14 protein-coding genes are annotated in these 21,280 nt (G+C 40.7%); 11 read left to right on the forward strand and 3 right to left on the reverse strand.

Annotated features, from left to right (window positions below; translation table 11 throughout):
- Positions 1-31: 31 nt before the first annotated feature.
- Both AC04QZ_RS13650 and AC04QZ_RS13655 read right to left on the reverse strand, forming a co-directional pair.
- Positions 32-646 (reverse strand): hypothetical protein, encoded by a 615-nt coding sequence (locus AC04QZ_RS13650; protein WP_478358198.1) that lies wholly within the window; start codon positions 644-646, stop codon positions 32-34.
- 125 nt (positions 647-771) lie between these two features.
- Positions 772-3,120 carry a PDZ domain-containing protein gene (locus AC04QZ_RS13655; protein ID WP_478358199.1) on the reverse strand — a complete coding sequence of 783 codons (2,349 nt, stop codon included), beginning with the start codon at positions 3,118-3,120 and terminating at the stop codon, positions 772-774.
- Between the two features lie 440 nt (positions 3,121-3,560).
- Between AC04QZ_RS13655 and AC04QZ_RS13660 the strand changes: the two genes are divergently transcribed.
- From AC04QZ_RS13660 to AC04QZ_RS13680, 5 genes are all read left to right on the forward strand, one after another.
- Positions 3,561-4,379: an SDR family NAD(P)-dependent oxidoreductase gene (locus tag AC04QZ_RS13660; RefSeq protein ID WP_478358200.1), complete on the forward strand. Its 819-nt coding sequence runs from the start codon at positions 3,561-3,563 to the stop codon at positions 4,377-4,379.
- 75 nt (positions 4,380-4,454) lie between these two features.
- Positions 4,455-5,345 (forward strand): helix-turn-helix domain-containing protein, encoded by an 891-nt coding sequence (locus tag AC04QZ_RS13665; protein ID WP_086549044.1) that lies wholly within the window; start codon positions 4,455-4,457, stop codon positions 5,343-5,345.
- A gap of 829 nt (positions 5,346-6,174) precedes the next feature.
- A complete protein-coding gene (locus tag AC04QZ_RS13670) occupies positions 6,175-7,236 on the forward strand; it encodes a sensor histidine kinase (protein ID WP_478358201.1) in 1,062 nt (353 codons plus the stop codon).
- Positions 7,233-7,925 (forward strand): LytR/AlgR family response regulator transcription factor, encoded by a 693-nt coding sequence (locus AC04QZ_RS13675; RefSeq protein ID WP_478358202.1) that lies wholly within the window; start codon positions 7,233-7,235, stop codon positions 7,923-7,925. Before AC04QZ_RS13670 ends, AC04QZ_RS13675 begins: the two co-directional genes overlap by 4 nt.
- A 17-nt stretch (positions 7,926-7,942) precedes the next feature.
- The gene (locus tag AC04QZ_RS13680; RefSeq protein ID WP_478358203.1) at positions 7,943-9,697 is read left to right on the forward strand and encodes a CocE/NonD family hydrolase; all 1,755 of its coding nucleotides are present in this window, start codon (positions 7,943-7,945) and stop codon (positions 9,695-9,697) included.
- A 376-nt stretch (positions 9,698-10,073) separates the two neighbouring features.
- Here AC04QZ_RS13680 and AC04QZ_RS13685 read toward each other — a convergent pair whose 3' ends face one another.
- Complete coding sequence (locus AC04QZ_RS13685; RefSeq protein ID WP_478358205.1) at positions 10,074-10,862, reverse strand: AraC family transcriptional regulator; 789 nt, start codon at positions 10,860-10,862, stop codon at positions 10,074-10,076.
- Between the two features lie 93 nt (positions 10,863-10,955).
- On the opposite strand from AC04QZ_RS13685, the gene AC04QZ_RS13690 reads away from it, so the two are divergent.
- The 6 genes from AC04QZ_RS13690 to AC04QZ_RS13715 all read left to right on the forward strand — a co-directional run bounded on the left by AC04QZ_RS13690 (position 10,956) and on the right by AC04QZ_RS13715 (position 21,275).
- Positions 10,956-12,014, forward strand: a complete 1,059-nt coding sequence (locus AC04QZ_RS13690) for an SDR family oxidoreductase (protein WP_478358206.1) — start codon at positions 10,956-10,958, stop codon at positions 12,012-12,014.
- Between the two features lie 376 nt (positions 12,015-12,390).
- A complete protein-coding gene (locus AC04QZ_RS13695) occupies positions 12,391-13,926 on the forward strand; it encodes a SulP family inorganic anion transporter (protein WP_478358207.1) in 1,536 nt (511 codons plus the stop codon).
- Between the two features lie 619 nt (positions 13,927-14,545).
- Positions 14,546-17,479 carry a SusC/RagA family TonB-linked outer membrane protein gene (locus AC04QZ_RS13700; protein WP_478358208.1) on the forward strand — a complete coding sequence of 978 codons (2,934 nt, stop codon included), beginning with the start codon at positions 14,546-14,548 and terminating at the stop codon, positions 17,477-17,479.
- A gap of 34 nt (positions 17,480-17,513) precedes the next feature.
- Complete coding sequence (locus AC04QZ_RS13705; protein WP_478358209.1) at positions 17,514-19,028, forward strand: RagB/SusD family nutrient uptake outer membrane protein; 1,515 nt, start codon at positions 17,514-17,516, stop codon at positions 19,026-19,028.
- 11 nt (positions 19,029-19,039) lie between these two features.
- On the forward strand, positions 19,040-20,149 hold the full coding sequence (locus AC04QZ_RS13710) for a fasciclin domain-containing protein (protein WP_478358210.1): 1,110 nt from the start codon (positions 19,040-19,042) through the stop codon (positions 20,147-20,149).
- A 37-nt stretch (positions 20,150-20,186) separates the two neighbouring features.
- Positions 20,187-21,275, forward strand: a complete 1,089-nt coding sequence (locus AC04QZ_RS13715) for a DUF5007 domain-containing protein (protein ID WP_478358211.1) — start codon at positions 20,187-20,189, stop codon at positions 21,273-21,275.
- The last annotated feature ends 5 nt before the right edge of the window (positions 21,276-21,280 follow it).

Raw genomic sequence — 21,280 nt, forward strand, 5'->3', positions numbered from 1 at the left:
CCTTTCGACCATGCTCCTTTTATATTTTCTGTTAATCAATAAATTGGATCTGTTGTACCAGATAGGCCTTTCCAAACTTCTGCGGATCGTGCGTAACGGTAGCTTTAATGGCTTTCCATTTTGGTCGCTGACCTTGCTGCCAGTTGGCACGGATTTCCTGTGCATTTAGCCAGATTTCTTCAAGTTCGTTCTGTATGGTGCTGTTTGCATAAGTGAGCTGTAACTTATCTGGAATCATGTAATAATTGTTTCCGGTTTTGCTTAGCCTGATATTTGGTCCGCCAACAGCGTAATTGGTAATGAGTTGCACAGTGAAAGATTCACTTCCTTTATATTGCTCTTTGCTAAGGATTTTTTCGAAAATAAAGTAGTACTCAGGTCCGTCTTGAAGTGGCTCTTTATCGCGGTTGAACCGGGCTTTAACGCGGTAAGAATAACCAGGTTCTCTTTCATCAAAACCCGATAACGAAGCGCCAGCATCTACATTGCCCGGCAGCTTTAAAAGCAAATCATTATCAGCAGCATAACGAGGGCTTACAAGTAGTTCGACCTCTTGTCCGTTTTTTAAGTTCAGCGGACCATATCTTTCCGATTTTTTACAGGAAACAAGTGCAAAGGCTACAAAAAGAAAAAGTAGGTTTTTCATAGTGAGTGGTTTTTTAGATTAATGGTTCCTCATAAAACGTAAAGATATCAGTATACGCTACAAGAGAATGATCATTTTGTGCCGTTTGCTACCAGTCTTTTTTAAATACCCGTTTTCGAAACATGTTAATCCTTAAGCGAGACCTGAAATTTTTGTTCCCCCTGGTTTCTGAAAATAACAATTTCAACATGTCCTTTCCAGCGAACTTCGCTATAAATCTTTAGCAGATCAGCAACAGATTTTACTTCATTATTATCCAACCCGATCACCACATCACCTTTCTTTAAACCATTTTTCTCTGCAATCGAGCCTTTTGTTAATTGTATGAGTAAAGCGCCATTGTTATCCGGAAGTCCGGCTGCAGATCTTTCCCCCAAACTTTCGATATTTTTAAATCTGCTACCTAACCACTCCGCTGTGATTGTTTTTTTACTGGTTGAGCTGTTGCTCAACGGTTTTATTGGAGGCGAAGCAGCCAGTTTTTTTAACCGCGCATCTGTTACACCAAAATTCATGTCAAAATCTTTATAACCGGTTTTTAAAGCCGCTGAGGTTTTTCTGAGGTGATAGTTTCCGGTATTTTCATCAACAAAAGCGACATCGCCAGTGATGCTGTTGGCATCTATATTTAATTTCTGTGTTTTGCTTAATGCATCTTTGCTTAAAAAGAAATTATGATTGATCTCTTTTCCCCAGCTTTCCATCTGTATGGGGGCGTATGCAGCACTTACAATGTTATTTTTAAAAACATCACCGCTGTTTTTTAACCAGACATGCGAATGGAAGGTATTATTGATAATGATGTTATTGTATACCGTGCGATGATAACCTTCACGAAGTTTTAATCCCCCACTTAAACATATGTTGTTGAAAATCTGATAATTGGTGCTTCCGTCATCCAGGTCAATATCCCAGCCATGGTCGCACTGGAAACGATTATTGCGTAAAACGATTGGTGAAATCACATCTAAAAGTTCAATTCCGGGTTTTGCGGCAACAATACTATCCATAAGATTTCTTGCCGGCCTCCAGTAACGGTCTCTGCCCCATGAATTAAAAGCGCCATGATCTCCGGTTTCGAGTACGGTATCAAAAACGTCGTTAAATTCAATGAGGTGTCCGCCCCATGTACCCTCGCTAACATTAATGCCTGCTCTTGGTACATGGTAAATGGTATTGTGGCTCACCAGAATATCGGCCGACATGGATATTTCAACGCCTGCAGATTGTTTTTCGATTTGGCCGGTATGGTGAATCAGGTTGTTTACTGCCTGGCAATGCTGCGGATAATCAGCACTTTTTGGCCCAGGTTGCATATCCATTTCCGTATAGGGAACGAAATTTTCATACCTGAAAGAAGGTGAACGTACCGCAGCTGGGTTACCCACGAATGCAATTCCATTCGCTCCAATGTTATAAATATGATTATTGCTGATGCGATCTTCCTTATTGTAATTGCTTAGGAAAACAGCACTTCCGCCTAAGTCGTAAAAATTACAGTTTTTAACGGCACAAGATTCAGTACCTTCCAGTAATATGGCTGCTCCGCGGTATATGGCCCAGTCGCTTCTTAAAAGCGGTTCTTTTACCTGCATAAAACTGCGGGCGGTTTGTATAAAATCGATGCCTGTTATGGTTATATTTTTAATCGGATTGGCTAATGAGCCTTTAATATGTAACAGGTCGCTCACCATGGTAAAGGCAAAATCGGCTGTTTGAAGGTTGCTTCCGGTAGGCGGAATAAGATAAAGCGTTTCCTCTTTTTGATTGTAAAACCATTCACCCGGATGATCGAGTTCTTCAAATATGTTCTCCACATAACGGTATTGTGCATGCATTTTGGCAGGACGGTTATTCTGCCAGCCACCTTCATAAAGCAGTTTGCCAGCATCATCTTTCCCGGTAATGAGGTAATGGAAATCGCCCCACTCCCCCTGGTGTAAGGTGTGTATATAACCGCCGGTAGGATCAAGCCATTTTTTTACCCGTTCGGCAGAAATTGCATCAGCTGCGGTGCCGTTAAACACCCTGGCGGTAGCATCGAAATCAGGATACCTCGCCATCGATAATTTCTTGCCATTCATAAAGAGCTGATCAGGGGCTTGAGCCAGCTTTATTTTGGCCGATAGGATGTTGTTTTTATAGGGTTTCCACGAGAGTTTAACGTGCTGCGATCCGGAAATGAATACTTTTTGGTTTGCCTTAGCCTTAATGGTAAGCGCCTGCAGCTGAAATTTATCTGAGGTAATTTCAATCGTTTTATCTATTGGATAAGTGCCGCCATCAAGCTCGATAACTACTTTTTTGTTTTTAAGCGCCATAGCTTTCGTTATACCAGCGGCAAAGGTTTTTACAGGCTGGTAAATGGAGCCAGGATTTTTATCGTTCCCTTTGGGCGAGATAAAAATGGTTTGCGCTTTACACAGGCTAAACGCGAATAAAGTAGTCAGGACTAATGAAAATTGTTTTATCATTTTCTAAGTTTTTGTGGAGTTAAGGCTGTTAACTGAACGCTCCAATCTATTTAATATTTATACACCATGTTATAGGTTGCCACCAGAGAAATTTGAATGAATGATTACAAGATCGTTTGAATGCCCTGTTTATATTTAATGGTTAGTAATTAAAGTCCTATTCTTTAGTGTATTGCAATTAAACAATAACTACGTAACATAAATTTAATTCTTTTGGCAAATCATTCTTAATTATTGGCATACTACATTTGCCCTAATGTAATGAACCAGCATTTCAACCATTAATCTGATTGCTTTAGTGTGTTGGCTTCAGGTTATCACTAAGGATGCGCACAGCTAATTTAGCTAAACCTTAAAATGTGCTAGTACTTCCGTGTTTTGTATAAATCGGACTCCGCATATGCCAATACCTTTGTTATCAATATTTAACAAAGAAAAAAATGTCGAAAATAATTTTAATTACCGGTGCCTCACGTGGTTTTGGTAAAATCTGGGCAAAGGCCCTTTTAGAACGTGGCGATAAAGTAGCTGCAACAGCAAGAAATACAGCAGATTTAAAAGATTTGGTAGAAACTTACGGTGATGCCGTGTTGCCGCTTCAATTGGATGTTAACGATAGGGAGGCCTGTTTTGCAGTAGTAGAAAAAGTAAAACAACACTTTGGCCGAATTGATGTATTGATCAATAATGCTGGCTTTGGTTTGTTTGGAGCTATAGAAGAAACTACCGAACAACAGGCTCGTGCACAAATGGAAACCAACTTTTTCGGACTGTTGTGGGTAACCCAGGCCGTTGTTCCGGTAATGCGCGAACAAAAAGCAGGTCACATTATTCAGGTATCGAGCTTCCTGGGTTTGGTGAGTTTACCTGTATTGGGTTTGTATAATGCTTCTAAATATGCGGTAAATGGCTTAAGCGAAACGCTGGCTCAGGAGGTGAAAGGTTTTGGAATTAATGTAAGTTTAATCGAACCAAATGGTTTTTCTACGGATTGGTCGGGGGCTTCAGCTTTTCAAACAGCACCATTAGAAGTGTATGCGCCGGTTAAGAAAGCATTTTTTGATGCCGCAACACCCGATAGCTGGGGTAAACCAGAAGCAACGGCACCTGCGGTATTGGCACTGATTGATAGTTCTGAACCTCCTTTACACTTCTTATTGGGCAAGGTGGCTTTACCTGGAGTTAAACAGGTTTATGCTGAGCGCCTTGCCGAATTTGACGAATGGGCTAAGGTAGCTGTTGATGCGCATGGTCATTAATAAATCATTTAAAACCTTTAACTACAGGCTGTACAGGGTAATTGTGTAGCTTGTAGTTAATTACCATTTAAAGGAATGAAACACTATAAAAATTTGGCCGAATTACACCGGGAAAATGCATTTCCGCCGCCCGAAAACCCATTGTTCAGCATTTATAAATGCGACCACATGTGTACCATGGGCGACCGCGAATTTACCAGCGATTTCTATATGATCGGTTTTAAAAAAATTATTGCAGGACATATCCTTTACGGGCGTACAAAATACGACCATGAGAGTGGTTCGATGATGTTCTTTAAACCTCATCAGGTAATCGAAATGAAAAACCTGGAATTAGATGAAGATGGTTTTTTGATTTTTATTCACGAAGATTTTTTGAATGGACATCTGTTACATGATACCATTAAAAAATACCACTACTTCGATTACGAAACCAACGAAGCGCTACACCTCTCGCCCAGCGAAGAAAGTACGGTTTGGGAGCTGTATCATAAAATTGAAACCGAATACCGCAATAACCAGGATGAATATAGCCGTGAACTGATTTTGGCCAATGTAGATACTTTGCTTAAATACAGTCAGCGTTTTTACAAAAGGCAATTTATTAACCGCACTGAAATTTCGGGCAAAACCGTAACCAGGTTTAATGAAGAAATAAATAAATATGTGGCCAACGGATTATTAGCCACTAAAGGTTTGCCCTCGGTGCATGATATGGCCGAACGTTTAAATATTTCGGCGGGCTACTTAACAGATGTTTTAAAACAGGAAAGTGGAAAAACGGCGCTGGAGCATATTCATATTTACCTGATATCTGAAGCAAAAAATCGTTTGATCGGTGAAAACAGGTCAGTTTCGGAGATTGCTTATGCATTGGGATTTGAGAACCTCTCTTATTTCTCGCGTTTATTTAAAAAAGAAGTGGGAATTAGCCCGAATACCTTTAAAAAGCAACTGCTGAATTGAGATTTTAACCGCAAAGGACGCTAAGAGGGCCGCAGAGCCCACAAAGTTAGGTCTATCGTTGGTCAGGATTTTGCAATCCAGACCCAAGGTGCTAGGGATTTGTAATCCGATTTAACTATTTGTTTGTCCCGCAGATATAGAAGATAAGCGCAGAGGACACATAGTCTGTTTCTATGACATAATAGACTTCGGACTCCGGACTATTCCATCATCCATCTTACATTTTCCGTCCTTTAAGCACCAAGGCACAAAGCGCACAAAGGCGTGCCCATTTATTTTGCGCAATAGACTTCGGACTTCTGACTTCGGACTCCGGACTATTCCATCATCCATCTTACATTTTCCATCTTTCAACCACTAAGGCACCAAGGCGGGTTTGTTTCTGTCGCGCAATAGACTCCGGACTTCTGATCCCCGAGTGCTACGGATTTGCAATCCGATTTAACTATTTGTTTGTCCCGCAGACATAGAAGATGAACGCAGAGGGCACATAGTCTGTTTCTATGACATAATAGACTTCCGACTCCCGACTCCGGACTATTTCCATCATCCATCTTACATTTTCCGTCCTTTAAGCACCAAGGCACAAAGCGCACAAAGGCGTGCCTATTTATTTTGCGCAATAGACTTCGGACTTCCGACTCCCGACTCCGGACTATTCCATCCTTCAACCACTAAGGCATGTTTGTTTCTGTCGCGCAATAGACTCCGGACTCCGGACTTCTGACTCCCGACTATAAAAACCACTCATCCCCCAAAAGCCTACGTTCCTGTACTTTATCTTTTTTCTTAAAATTAGTTTTCGTTGCTTTGTTTCAAGCAGAATATTTTGGAACAGAAACCCCACATATCACTTTACTGGAAATGCCAACTCATCGGTTGGTCGGTGGCTGCGCTGTATCGGGCTTTTCAAGGCTGGTCTACTGCTGTTCGTTTCAGATTCGATATGGCTGTTGTACAGTTTGTTTCGGATGTGGTGATGTATATATTGATTACCCACTTGTACCGTAACTTTGCAAATAAAAACCGTTGGCAAGACCTGGCAATCGAGAAACTGATCTGGAGGATGTTGATCGTTATTCCGGTGATGGGTGTTTTTTTTACCATCGTTACTTTGAGTAAACTGTACCTGGTGAGGTTGTTGTTTCTTAGCCATCCAGGACAGACCTTTATTGATTTTTTTAGTTTAAATGCAGCGGGCATTTTTATTGCCGGTATCCGTTTAATGGCCATATGGCTTTTGGCCTACCACCTTTATCATTACGCAAAAAGAGAAATGCGATTATCGGTAGAAAATGCCAGACTGGAGCTTAGCTTTAAACAATCGCAACTCGATAATCTTTCTGCTCAGTTAAATCCTCATTTTTTGTTCAATGCACTCAATAACATAAAATCATTGGTGTATACCCGGCCTGAGGCTGCAGGCAGGGCAATCGACTTGCTAAGCGAATTGTTGCGCAGTGGATTGTATAAGGGTAGTGCCATGCTGATCAGGTTAAATGAAGAGATAGACCTGGTGAGGGATTACCTGGAGCTGGAAGGGTTGAGGATGGAAGAAAGGTTAACTTACGATTTGGATATTGATGTTTCGCTTTCCGGACTGATGGTACCACGTTTGTGCATTCAAACATTAGTCGAAAATGCCGTAAAACATGGCATTGCATTAGAAAAGCAGGGTGGAAAGATCGAAGTAATCATTCACGAACAACATGGACTGGTAAGCATCCGTGTTTTAAACCCCGGTAAATTGCAACAGAATAAAACGGTGGCAGGTATAGGGCTTCGGAACCTGAAAGAACGACTCGAGCTGAGTTACCAGCACCTTGCATCCTTTAATCTGTATGAAATGGATCAAAAGGTTTGTGCCGAAATTAAAATCCCAATCAGATGAGAAGTATTAGGACACTGATTATTGACGATGAACGTGGCGCCAGACAGGAACTGGCCAGGATGCTGAAAAGCTACCCACAGGTTACCGTATTGGGTGAGGCTGCCAATGCTGATGAAGCCGAACAGCTTATCGGACTTTTAAAACCCGATCTGATTTTTTTGGATATACAGATGCCTGGCCGTTCGGGTTTCGACCTCTTAGAAACTTTGGTGCATGTGCCACAGGTAATTTTTGTAACCGCTTTTGACAGTTATGCGGTGCAGGCTTTTGAAGTAAGCGCGATGGATTACCTCATGAAGCCCGTACGGGAAGAACGCTTTAAAAATGCAATCGATAAAGCCATAGAAAAGATCGGCGCGAATGAGGGCGCAGCTATTTTTGTAAAAGATAGAGGCAAACACCTCCTTATTAAATGGAAAGATGTGCATATGATCGAATCGGTAGAGAATTACGCCAGGCTCTTTTTCGGGCAAGAGCAGGTATTGCTTAAAACCTCTTTAAACAAACTCGAAGAAAATCCTGATTGTGAAAGATTTTTTAGGGCCGGCAGAAGTATATTATTTAACCTCGACTATATCAGCTCGGTAAAAAAAGATGATGAGGGTATGCTTGTAGAACTTAAGACAGGAAATTTAATCAGAATATCAGAACGGCAGGCTGTTAAATTAAGAAGCCTCATTAAAACATAAACTATAATTTTTCGATCATGAAAATAAACCTGGTAAAACTGGGTGTGGCTATGCTATGCCTTGTAATGGGGATGGAAACCTTTGCACAGCAAAAACTAACCTTACCCGATAGCACTAATTATATCATCAACGATAGTGTGATGATTAAAACAAAATATGGCATTACTTTATCGGCGGTAGTGGTAAGGAAAAAAGGGATAAAGCAGAAATTGCCTGCAGCATTATTTTATTTTATCTATTCCAATACCAATAAAAGCCTGATAGAGGCCAAATACGCCGCCGATCATGGTTATGTAGGTATTGTTGCCGATGCCAGAGGCAAACGGCTCAGTCCTGATGCGCCGGCACCTTATGAGCATGAAACAAAAGATGTAAATGCAGTGATCGATTGGATTATCCAACAATCGTGGAGCGATGGCAGGGTGGGCATGTATGGCGGAAGTTACTCCGGTTTTGCACAATGGGCAGCAGCCAAACACCTGCACCCGGCACTTAAAACCATTGTACCCTATGTAGCGGCAATTCCAGGACTTGGCTTACCCATGGAAAATAATGTTTTTTTGAACGCCAATTACCAATGGCCCTTTCATGTTACCAATAATAAATATACCGATGATGCCGTAAACAGCGATAATGCCCGTTGGCGCAGGATGCGGAATAACTGGTGGCAAAGTGGAGCCGCTTACAATAAGATCGACAGCATTGATGGTACACCAAACCCGATGTTACAGAAATGGCTTAGTCACCCCGATTACGATGCTTACTGGCAGTCGATGGTGCCCTATGGCAAAGATTTTAAACAGATCAATATTCCAGTGCTCAGTATTACCGGTTATTACGATGATGGGCAAATTTCGGCATTGGAATACCTCCGCGAACATTACAAGTATAACCCCTCTGCCGAACATTATTTAATTATAGGCCCTTATGATCATTTTGGATCGCAGATTGGCGGTGTAGCCAAGTTGAGAGACTATGAGGTAGATTCGGTTGCGTTGATCAATACCCGCGAAATCACCTTCCAATGGTTCGATTATATCTTTAAAGGTGGAAAGAAACCAGCGCTACTAAAAGATAAGATCAATTTTGAGGTAATGGGTGCAAATAAGTGGAAACATGCTGCTTCATTAGCAAAAATGGAGGATTACCATATCCGCTTTTATTTGGATAGCGCTGCAAACGAGATGCGGCTGTCGGAGCAAAAACCAGTTAAAGAAGTTTTTATGCACCAGGAGGTTGATCTGGCAGACAGAACTAAATTCTACAACGATTATTATCCCAATCCAATCATCAAAAAAGAAATCGACAGGTCTAATGGATTGTTTTTTATCACTAAGCCATTTAATCAAGCCATTTCAGTAGCAGGTGCATTGCAGGGAGAACTTAGGACCATCATCAATAAAAAAGATATGGATGTAGGTTTGGTCTTGTATGAAGTTACCCCTTCGGGCGAATATTTTCAGCTCTCTTATTATTTAGGAAGAGCCAGTTACGCATACGATAGGAGCCAAAGGAAATTGCTTCAACCTGGCAAATTAGAAACCTTGCCTTTTTACCGCTCCAGGATATTCAGCAGGCAGTTGCAAAAGGGTAGCCGCTTGCTTTTGATACTCAATATTGACAAAAATCACTTTGCGCAGATCAATTATGGAACCGGGAAGGATGTGAGTAAAGAAACGGTAAAAGATGCAGGAGTTCCATTGGAAATTAAATGGTCGACACAGAGTTTTATTGAGCTTGGTTTTTCGGTAGATGCAAAAAGTTTATTTTAAATCAATATTACCGCTCGCTGGAGGCTATATCATATTTGTAATTACATTCTAATTTGTCACGTTGAGCTTCCCGATGAATCGGGATAAGTAGTCGAAACGCTTTTCAAGATATTAAACAGGTCCTTCGACAGGCTCAGGATGACAATTCTATATTTATGATACAGTCTCCTGGGCACAACGGATTTCCATTGTTGGTCAGGATTTGCAATCCAGACCCCGAGTGCTACGGATTTGCAATCCGTTTTTTAGGCATTTATTTATCCCGCAGATCTAGAAGATAAGCGCATAGGGTTCCAAGGCATGTTGATTTCTTTCACGCAATAGACTTCGGACTTAGGACTCCGGACTTCCGACTCCCGACTAAACCCATCTTTTTTCAGAGTTTTCGCATCAGTTTACTCACGTGGCTTTCATCGACAAGGCCAAATTCAGCGGCAATTTGTTTCAATCCAAATCTCCCGCTTGCTATTCGCTGTTGAATTAAATTTTGACGATAATCCTGGATATACTGACGTAAGGTTATGCCTGTATTTCTTTTGAAGTAAGGGCCTATATAATCTTCAGAAAGATTAAAATGGGCGGCCATTACATTCGCCTTTAAATTTTTAGGCTGATAAATATATTTGTGCAGGTAACAGAAAATGGCTTGAATGTCTTTTGATCGTTGCGCACTGCTTTTAATTTCGGGCATATTGCGCTGCATGATTGTGGAAAGCATTAAAATCTGTGTCCAGATTAAAGCTTCATTTTGCAACATGTTTATATTGAGCGATAAGATGAGTGCAATGATGTTTTCAACAATCAACTGATCGTCTGCAGTAAAGTTAAAACGTAGAAAATGCGTTTCCCGGCTCTTGATCAGGTACTCTAAGTATTGTAAGCCTGTTGAACTAATCTCCTTTTGATGAATGTATATATCGGTAAACTTGATGTAAATGAAATGTGTTTTTTCATCAATTTCGAAACGATGGTTATCATCCGGACCAATTAAGAAGAGGTTCCCTTTTTCGTAAACAATTGGGATTTCGTTAATGATATGATGGCCAGATCCATTTTTAATGTAAATCAGCTCGTAATGGTTATGCCGGTGTACGGGGTGCTGCCATTTGCTTACTTCAAATGCTGAAATAACAACAGGTTGGAATTGGACATATCGTTTCATCATAGATTTATACAAATCTATCATACTATTTTACAAAAACATATCTCTGGTTTGTCAGGATTTTTGCTTTACATGAATCAATTTAAAACAAAAGAGATGAATAACAGTAAAACAGCATTGGTTGTTGGCGCAAATGGCGTAATTGGCAGTAATTTAATCAGCCATTTAGAAAGCCTCGGCGATTGGGATATTATCGGTTTATCGCGTCGGGGTGGGATGGATACGGATAAAACCAGGTATATTTCTGTAGACCTGCTCGACGCAGAAGACATTAAAAAACAATTGAGCACTTTAACCAAGGTAACACATGTTTTTTATGCCGCGTATCAAGATAAACCTACCTGGGCAGAGTTGGTAGCGCCCAATTTGGCGATGCTTGTAAACGTGGTTAATGCCATTGAAAGTATCGCAAAAGACTTACAGCACATCAGTTTAATGCAAGGTTATAAAGTATACGGGGCACATTACGGTCCTTTTAAAACACCGGCAAAAGAAACCGACGGTGGACATATGCCTCCAGAATTTAATGTCGATCAGCAACAGTTTCTTGAGGCACAGCAAAAAGGTAAAAAATGGAATTGGTCTGCGCTTCGGCCATCTGTAGTTGCGGGTACCGCATTGGGTAATCCGATGAATTTAGTTTCTGTAATTGCAGTTTATGCTTCCATATCGAAAGAACTGGGTTTGCCTTTGCGTTTCCCTGGCAAATTAGGGGCTTATGATAAGCTTTTAGATATTACAGACGCCGGATTATTGGCAAAGGCAACAGTATGGGCGGCAACCAACCCGGCCTGCGCAAATCAAGCTTTTAATATAACCAATGGTGATTTGGTCCGCTGGAATGATCTTTGGCCTAAAATTGCAGCTTATTTTAAAATGGATACTGCCCCTCCGCTTCAAATGCCTTTGCAAACCATAATGGCCGATAAATCGGCTTTGTGGACACAGATACAAGAAAAACATAAGCTGGTCAAACACAGTTATCAGGAAGTATCCTCATGGGCCTTTGGCGATTTTGTTTTTTCCTGGGATTACGATTTTTTCTCTGACGGTACCAAAGCAAGGCGATTAGGCTTTCACGAGTATATCGATACTGAAAAAATGTTTTTTGGCCTGTTTGACGAACTTAAACTTAAAAAAGTTATCCCGAGTTAGTTTTATGAGGTGAATTATTATTGAGCAGGATTTGTAATCATTTATCCCGCAGATCTAAAAGATGAACGCAAAGGGCACCAGGGCATGTTGGTTTCTTTGGCGCAATAGACTTCGGACTTCGGACTATTCCATCATCCATCTTACATTTTCCATTCATTACCTACTAAGGCACGAAGCGCACAAAGACATTTTTTTGGACAATAGACTCCGGACTTCTGACTCCCGACTCCGGACTATTTCCATCATCCATCTTACATTTCCCATTCATTATCTACTGGATATTTTCACTCTTTTGACATGAATTGCAATTTGAAGAATCTATATAGAACTAATGTGCTCATAATTCAGATATTTGCAGCTGCTAATAATTTAACTGATGAAACCCTACCTGCAACTTTTCGATTTTTCTAAGAAAGTAAATTATAAAACTGAAATTCTTGCAGGTTTAACGGTAGCCATGACCATGATTCCCGAATCATTATCATTTGCTATCCTTGCGGGTTTCCCTCCCTTAACGGGTTTATACGCTGCTTTTATTATGGGTTTAATTACGGCAGTTTTGGGCGGCAGGCCCGGATTGGTTTCCGGTGGGGCAGGTGCAACGGTAATTGTACTGATTGCTTTAATGAAAACCCAGGGCATAGAATATGTTTTTGCGGCAGTGGCCTTAGCAGGGCTAATCCAGATTATGGTGGGGCTGTTTAAACTGGGTAAATTTGTGCGGCTGGTTCCGCAGCCCGTCATGTTCGGTTTTGTTAACGGACTGGCAGTTATTATTTTCATGTCGCAGCTGGAACAGTTCAAAACCCTTGTTAATGGCCGGATAACCTGGTTAAGCGGTACTCCATTATATGTGATGTTGGCTTTGGTATTACTTACCGTTGCCATAGTGATCATCCTCCCTAAAATAACCAAAGCGGTTCCAGCCTCGCTGGTGGCCATTATTGTGGTTTTTCTTATCGTTTTATGTTTTGGAATTGATACCAAACTGGTTAAAAATATTGCTTCAGTAAACGGTGGTTTTCCTCCATTTCATATTCCGAAGGTACCGCTGAATCTGGATATGCTAAAAATCATTTTCCCCTATTCGCTCATCATGGCGGGGGTGGGCTTAACAGAAGGCCTGCTTACCCTGAATCTGGTTGATGAAATTACAGCAAGCAAGGGCAATAGGAACAGAGAAAGTATTGCACAGGGAATTGCCAATATTGCAAACGGCTTTTTTACGGGGATGGGGGGCTGCCCGATGATTGCCCAAACGCTGGTTAACCTTTCGGCAGGTGCCAGGGCAAGGTTATCGGGTATTATTGCGGCCTTAACCATATTACTTATTATTTTGGTAGGTGCTCCGGTAATAGATCGTGTACCCATGGCGGCGTTGGTTGGTGTAATGATGATGGTCGCCATTGGCACTTTCGAGTGGATGAGCTTTAAAGTGATTAATAAAATGCCTGCGCAGGATATCATCATTGGTATTCTGGTGGCTGTAATTACAGTTTGGCTGCATAACCTGGCCCTTGCGGTATTAATAGGGGTAATTCTTTCGGCGCTAGTTTTCGCCTGGGAAAGTTCTAAGCGGATACGTGCCAGTAAACATACCGATGCCAGTGGGGTAAAAACCTACGAAATATTCGGTCCGCTGTTTTTTGGATCGATTGCCAATTTTAATGAACTGTTTGATGTGGCCCATGATCCGCAGCATATTGTAATTGATTTTAAGCACAGCCGTGTTTTTGATATGTCGGGTATTGATGCGCTGAATAAACTAACCGAACGTTACCGTTCGCTTGATAAAAAACTCCAGTTAAAGCACCTGAGTAACGATTGTAAGCGTTTGCTGAAAAATGCAGATCAGATTATCGAAGTAAACATTATCGAAGATCCCATCTATCAGGTGGCCACGGAAAGATAGATCAATTATTAAGCTTTCTTTTTTATAGAATACATCATCATTGTAGCGAAGCACTTGCTGACCACAATAGCCTAATACCCATTCTCATCCCAAAATTAATTATCGGCTTTTAATCTGAATGGCCCACCTGAGATTAAATTTTTTACTAAAACGTTTAAGTACTTTAAGAAAATAGCAACATAAATTCGTTCGATTTATTGTAATTGTTGGCTAAAAATATCCTTATTTACTGTTTTATAGGATGTTAATTTTTTAAAGTATACTGATAATATTTATTTTTTTACCTGTCTGTTTGACAGTTATTTTAATAGAATTAAATATTATTGTGCCATTTTATAAAAATTTCATAAAAATGACAATATGTTATTAAAACGTTTTAGTATATTATATATTTGAGTTAACCAAATACTAAATTTTATGAGAATCCCTAACTATTACGACCGAAGTACCTGTCTTTTTCATCTAGGACATATCTTGCCGTTTCCGAAAAAATAAGTTTTAGAAATCATTTTTTTACCAATTAAAGATCCATTAAACTATGCGATACTTATGGGCATGCCTTGTCTTTTTTGCCGCGTTTACGTTAAACGTTTTACCAGTTTTTTCGGCTGGCAAAAAATTGCATAAAGGCCTTACAACCAATCTTTTTGTTCTGCAGGATACGACTAAAATTAAGTACGTATCGCCAACAGACTCTTTAAGGAAAGACAGTTTAGAACAAATTAAACTCAAAACAATTTACAACAAATTGTCTGGAGGTGTACGGAAAGATGTTAAAGATCTTTCGCTGTTTCCTGCTATATCCTTACAGCAAAACCTGAAAGGAAATTATGCAGGTCTATACGTACAGGAACCATCCGGCGAACCCGGCTCAATCCAGAACATGATTATCAGGGGCGCGGCGATGCCACTGCTGTCGAAGAAGGATTTATATGCTGTACAGCCTTTGGTGGTATTGGATGGAATCCCCTTAATCGGAGAGCATCCCTTCGCCTTCGATATTCAGCAGTACGATTTTAACCGCATTGGCCCGGCCACTAACCTGCTCGCCGGAATTGATATCAATAACATTGCGTCTGTAGAGGTATTGAGCGATTTGGCAGGATCATCCATTTACGGTCCAAGGGGAGTAAACGGGGTGATCGTATTGACTTCAAAAGCAGCTTCGGGCAATTCGAGGAGCATCAGCTTTAATTCCTATATCGGGATGGTGCAAAAGCCAACGGTAAATACCATTAATGGTAAATATGAAAACGAATTCAGACAGCGCTTCTATGATATTTATACCACCAATGGCCGCTATTCTGATGATGAAGAATATCCTGTTTATTTGAGCGACTCACTTAATAACGTATACAGTGGTAAATCGAACTGGACCGATTTGTACTATAAAAACGCATTGATATACGGGATAAATTTTGGCCTGACTGGCGGATCGGACCGTGCGAATTTTAGATTTTCATTAGGGAATGCAAAAAGTCAGAGTGTTGCCGATGGTACAGGCTTAGACCGCTACAGCGCCATGTTCAACATCAACATGCGGCCGGTTAAGTGGTTACTTTTCTCAGCCATGATTAACGGTAACCGCTTAAACCGCGATAGAAACAGAACACTTAGGGACCGATTTGCACAGATTAATTACTTTCCTGACCTCAGTGCCCCACCTGCACCCAATAAAGATTATTACGCCAGCTATTTAAACGAATACAGCAAAGGTTTTGATGACAATAAAACCAACCTGATACAGGGTTATGCCAAATTGGTGGCTACACTGGGTAAGGTTAAATTATCATCGGCTTTTAATGTAGATTATAATGAAGGTTACAGGGATATATTTTATGCCAGAACCTTATTGCAGGGCAATAGCTACGCTTCCAACTATTATGGCTTTAACCAACGGTTAATGATTGATAATAAAGCATCATACGACTTCAAGCTGAATACCGCGCATGACTTCCATGCAGAGCTGGGCCAGTCGATGATGTGGGATATTTATAAGTACAACTATGCTTATGCTTATAAGGGAGCCAATGATTATATTAAAATTAACTTATTGGATTCTGATCCAAAATTGCCAAACGGTGCTGATAATCCCAATTACCTGGTACCAAGGGCATTTCCGAGAGAACTTACTTATCGCTTTTTAGATAAAACAGCAGATAACCTGTTATCATTTTACGGTAAAGTAAACTACTCGTATAATGATAAGTATTTCTTATCCGGAACATTACGTTTAGATGGATCATCTAACGCACAGCCAAGCAAACGCTGGTTTTATTCTCCGGTAATCTCGGGAGCATGGAATGTTAAAAACGAATTGTTAAAGGATACCAAACTGGTTGATGATTTAGTTTTAAGGGCAAGTATTGGCCGTTTAGGCAGAACATTTACCTATGATAATTATGCCCAGGGGCCACAGTATACCGCATCGGTCGGGTACACTGGTAATTTAACTGTACCCGGATACAATGCCTTCGGTGTGCTTACCAGACCCTATTCGTTTGGCTGGGTGGGTTATGGTGTGCCATGGGCCTATTCAGATCAGTTAAATATCGGAGCTGATGTAGCCATGCTGAAAAACCGCCTGCATGTTTCAGTCGATTTTTACACCAAGGCTGATAAAAACCAGTTGATCGGCATTCCATCATATGCAGAATATGGTTATAAGCAATCTATAGAAAGCGGAATGGATGTGAGCAATACCGGGGTCGATTTATCTATCCACGCATTGGTAATGGCTAAGCATAAATTCACATGGAATTCTTCATTAAATGTTAACCACAATAGCAACACCTTAAAAGCATTGCCAAGAGGTTTAAATGAAATTATCATTGGAAACAGGTTATTAAGGGTTGGCGAACCGGTAGATCAATACTGGTTGCTGGAAAATGAGGGCATTTATACTTCTACTTCGCAAGTTCCGGTAGTAAACGGGCAGCCATTAAAATATAACGGACAGCCATTAAAAGCCGGCGATCCGAGGTGGAAAGACCAAAATGGGGATAATGTAATCGACGAAAAAGACAAGGTATTAAAAGGACATTCCTTGCCAACGCTTTCGGGTGGTTTTGATAATGCTTTTACCTATGGCAACTGGAGCCTGAGCGCCAATTTATACTTCAATCTGGGCAGGAAGCTGATTAACCAGGAAATGGCTAGCCGCTTCGACTTTGTTAACCGGGAAGGTAATACCGATGTAAGCTCAGTAAAAGAAATTACTTTCTGGGAGAAACGTGGTGATTATAGCAAATATCCGCTATACAATCCATGGAGTACCGTTATTCCTTACCGTTTAGACCAGGATCTTTTCCTTGAAAATGCCTCATTTCTGAAATTAAGATCGGTATCGGTAGGTTATGAGTTGGGTAACCTGTTGAAGAAAAGGAATATAAAGATCAATAAATTCTTTGTTTACGGCGCGGTAAGCAATGTATTTGTCATCACACCATACACCGGACAAGATCCTGAACTGGTGAGCTACGATGGCATCGATACCGGCTATGGCCAGCCGATACCAAGAACATATACCCTAGGCGTTAAAATGGAATTATAATATGGAAATAGCTACTCAAAATACATCAATAACGATGAAAAATATATTATACGCATTTCTGCTTATTGTAATGGCTTTAACCAGCTGCAATAAAGCGTTAGAAACCGACTCGAGCAGGGTGGTGGGCGAAAAAAATATGTGGAATACGGTAGAAGATGCCCGTGCCGGAATTCTGGGGGTTTATGCCTTAACCAGAGCCGCACTATCTGACAACAACAGTCACTGGATTTATGGCGACGTAAGACCAGGTGAATTTACAAGTCCGAAAAGACAGGATTTAAAAGCGGTTATCAGCAACAATTTAAATGCATCTTATCCTGTAGTAGAATCACTTTCTGATTGGACCAGGTTTTATGCCATTGTAAATGGTGCCAATGTTTTTCTGGAAAATATCGCACACGTTAAAGCAACCGATAAACGCTACTCGGATAATAACATGACGGTAGATATTGCTCAGGCTAGATTTTTAAGGGCTTTTGCTTATTTCTACATGGTGCGCATCTGGGGCGATGTCCCTTTTATCATCTCTTCAAACGAGGGCGCTTTCGAAAATAAACCAAGAGAAAAACAGGCCAAGGTTTTAGCCTGGGTAGAATTAGAAATGTTAAGGGCTGCGGCTGATCTGCCATTTATTTATAGCGGAAACGATATTCAGCAACCAGGCGACTATTATAATGAAGGCGGCGGAAGATGGGGAGGCGCTTTAGCGACTAAAGTTACGGCTTATGCCGTACTATCGCACGTTGCCGCCTGGAATGCAGATTATGCGAGTGTTGCCAAATACACCAAATTTGTTGAAGATAATTATGGCAGAAGCGGAGGTGGTTATACCTCAACAACTGATTTAAGCAACTCAAACGGGTTTTTCTACAATAAAAACAACCGACAAATGTTTGGCTTTAATTCAGATTATGGGCATATCGATGGTTCATCAACCGGTCATATTGAAGAACTAACCCTTGCAGAGCCGATTATAACCAAATCAGTTCCTGATATCTACCTGCCCAAAGATTCGATCTTAAAATATTTCAATCTGGCGAAAGACGAGCGGTTCTCAATCGATACGCTGGGTCAATCGAAATTCGACAGGTATTTCGTCAATTTAAATGGTAAGTATCCAATATTCAGTAAAATAAAGGTTATTCAGGGCGGGGGTACCGATCCAAACTTCAGGTATTTTACCAGTGCATTAATCTTTACCCGCTTAGAAGATATTGTCCTGTTAAGGGCCGAAGCCCTATCGGTTTTAGGCGATCAACAGGGAGCGACTGATGAATTAAAACAGGTAATGAGCAGGCGTTTACCTGTTGATACTGAAATAAAATTCGATTTCAGTAAAGATGATATCATCAAAATCATTTTCGAAGAAAGGCACCGCGAATTATTGGGAGAAGGACATAGGTGGTACGACTTAATCAGGTACAATAAAATTAAGCAGAACGATGCCCGGTTTATGACCTTGATCAATTCGGGTGGGATCTACTGGCCAATATCGCGCAGGCTGATCGCTCAAAACAGTTTATTAACTCAGAATCCTTACTGGCGCTAAATAATATTGATATGAAAAATTTTATAAAATATATAGGTGTGCTAACAATACTCTTGTTATTCACCGTCATTTATTCGGCTTGTAAAAAAAATGGAGGCTACTACGATGTGGAAGATAGCGCAGTACCCTATAACGGAAACATATACGAATATTTAAAAAGTAAGCCAGGGGTATACGACTCGTTAATTGTAGCGGTTGATAGAATGGGCTTGAAGAAAACCCTTACCGATAGTAATGTAACGCTTTTTGCAGTGACCAACCCAAGTTTTCAGCTGGCCTTAAGAAACTTAAATACCTTAAGAAAACAATCGGATAAGGACCCGCTGTTTTTATCAAACATTGATGGAATACAGTTAGATACGATGGTTTCTTACTATATCATCCGAGGTGTAAAACCATCTGATTCTTTGAAACTGCAGGATGGACTTAACTTAACCAGTGTTAAAGTAGGTTATCCCATGCATGCCAAGTCGGTGCGGGGCTCTGCCTCGGGTGAGGTAGGCGCCGGACCCGAAGTGATTCAGTTTAGCAATACCAAAAAGAGCAAATTTATCAGAAACTGGTCTACCAGTACAACTGCTTCAAACAACATCAAAACCAAAAATGGCATTGTGCATGTAATCAGTCCCGATCATATTTTCGGTTTCGATGGCTTTGTTACCCGCTTAACTTTTATTCCACCTCCGCCAAACTTAATGGTTACCGTGGGTGGTACCTTCTCTGCTAACCGCGAAAACGGCGGTGGGCCTACCAGTGGAGAAAACTCTAAAAAAGTGATCGATGGGGATGATCATACCAAGTTTTTATGCGATTTGCAAGGGTTTTTAACCATGCAGTTTAAACTTAAAACGCCGGAGGTATCTTCTGTTTATACTTTAATATCGGCAAATGATGCAGTGGAAAGAGATCCGAAAGCCTGGACTTACGAAGGCTCGCAGGATGGCATAAACTGGACCGAGTTACACCGGGTAAGCAACTTCTTTTTTGAAGAAAGGTATCAGCAAAAAGTTTTTAGGTGTACCAATACCGTTGCCTACCAGTATTACCGCATCAATATTACGGAGTTAAGAAGTGGAGGTACCTTCCAGCTTGCAGAATGGACTATAAACAAATCGAAATAGGGTGATGGGACATAGAAAAAATAAACTAACGAAACTTATGAAGTCAATCGTAAAAATAGAAATGGTTATGGTTTTGTTTGCATTAATCGCTTTTAGCGGATGTAAAAAACTGTACGACCTGCCTGAAGAAAAAGATTATCTGAGTAATAATGTAAACTTTAGCAATAAAGTATTTGAACCGATCATTGGCAGAACCAACTTAATGGGAGGTTTCAACGGCGATAATTCTACGCAACCCATCACCTTCGAAATTGTAAATGCACGTTTTGGTGATGGTAAACCTGTTACCGATATTTTTCAGAAAGTACCCACTTACGTGTTCATTGCACCATACACCGGCTTAGAAAAAAGCCTGGCAGAAATAGAGGCTAAAAGAAAGATAGAAGTACACTCTTTATTTGAGATACGCTCGTCGGGAGAGTTTATCCTTTGGGGCTCATCTACCAATCAATTAATCAAACCAAGACCAATTGATAGTACAAACTTCTCTCAGGATACCCGCTTTTTTGATGTGAAAATTAAAAATACTGGTGGCGAACGTTTAATCAGAGATTTACAGATCAGACCTTTCAGAGAAAGACCTTACGAGCCTTCTAATGATTTTAATGCTTACACCGGTTTGCCTGCTCCCGATCCTAAATTTCCGCTGGATAAAAAGTTGAGGGATTATATCCGCCCATACCTAAACAATGTGGTTGGTGCTACCACAAACAAAAATCTGATCAGTAACAACGATCAGAAAGATGTAGTGGTATATATCCGTCCGTTTACAGGCGGTAATGGTCACTCGCTCCGCATTAAAGCCTTAAATAAGGATTCAGTTGAAATTAATCCTTCTTCCTTTAACGAAACCGTTTGGGATAAAATGATACATGGTTTTAACATGCAGAAAACGGATAAGTATGTGCAGTACGATGTGGCTTATCCCATTCCGCTGGTAGAAATCCCAACTTTTTATGCGCCGGGAGGATCGAGAGCGAAAGCACAGTTGAGTTACTCCAGGGGGGCTTTTGGTGGTGGCCGTATCATTGCCAATTTCGGGGTCGATTTTGCCATTTACCAGGCCGGAGATTGGGAAATTGTATTTCACTTCAAAACAGATAATCCAAAGTTTATCAGCGAATAGGCAAT

This window comes from Pedobacter folensis (genome assembly GCF_056490665.1).

What these genes read in the sequence shown, in the direction of transcription:
- AC04QZ_RS13650 (WP_478358198.1), bottom strand. Translation starts at nt 646, where the DNA reads ATGAAAAACCTACTTTTTCTTTTTGTAGCCTTTGCACTTGTTTCCTGT.
- AC04QZ_RS13655 (WP_478358199.1), bottom strand. Translation starts at nt 3,120, where the DNA reads ATGATAAAACAATTTTCATTAGTCCTGACTACTTTATTCGCGTTTAGC.
- AC04QZ_RS13660 (WP_478358200.1), top strand. Translation starts at nt 3,561, where the DNA reads ATGTCGAAAATAATTTTAATTACCGGTGCCTCACGTGGTTTTGGTAAA.
- AC04QZ_RS13665 (WP_086549044.1), top strand. Translation starts at nt 4,455, where the DNA reads ATGAAACACTATAAAAATTTGGCCGAATTACACCGGGAAAATGCATTT.
- AC04QZ_RS13675 (WP_478358202.1), top strand. Translation starts at nt 7,233, where the DNA reads ATGAGAAGTATTAGGACACTGATTATTGACGATGAACGTGGCGCCAGA.
- AC04QZ_RS13680 (WP_478358203.1), top strand. Translation starts at nt 7,943, where the DNA reads ATGAAAATAAACCTGGTAAAACTGGGTGTGGCTATGCTATGCCTTGTA.
- AC04QZ_RS13685 (WP_478358205.1), bottom strand. Translation starts at nt 10,862, where the DNA reads ATGATGAAACGATATGTCCAATTCCAACCTGTTGTTATTTCAGCATTT.
- AC04QZ_RS13690 (WP_478358206.1), top strand. Translation starts at nt 10,956, where the DNA reads ATGAATAACAGTAAAACAGCATTGGTTGTTGGCGCAAATGGCGTAATT.
- AC04QZ_RS13695 (WP_478358207.1), top strand. Translation starts at nt 12,391, where the DNA reads ATGAAACCCTACCTGCAACTTTTCGATTTTTCTAAGAAAGTAAATTAT.
- AC04QZ_RS13705 (WP_478358209.1), top strand. Translation starts at nt 17,514, where the DNA reads ATGAAAAATATATTATACGCATTTCTGCTTATTGTAATGGCTTTAACC.
- AC04QZ_RS13710 (WP_478358210.1), top strand. Translation starts at nt 19,040, where the DNA reads ATGAAAAATTTTATAAAATATATAGGTGTGCTAACAATACTCTTGTTA.
- AC04QZ_RS13715 (WP_478358211.1), top strand. Translation starts at nt 20,187, where the DNA reads ATGAAGTCAATCGTAAAAATAGAAATGGTTATGGTTTTGTTTGCATTA.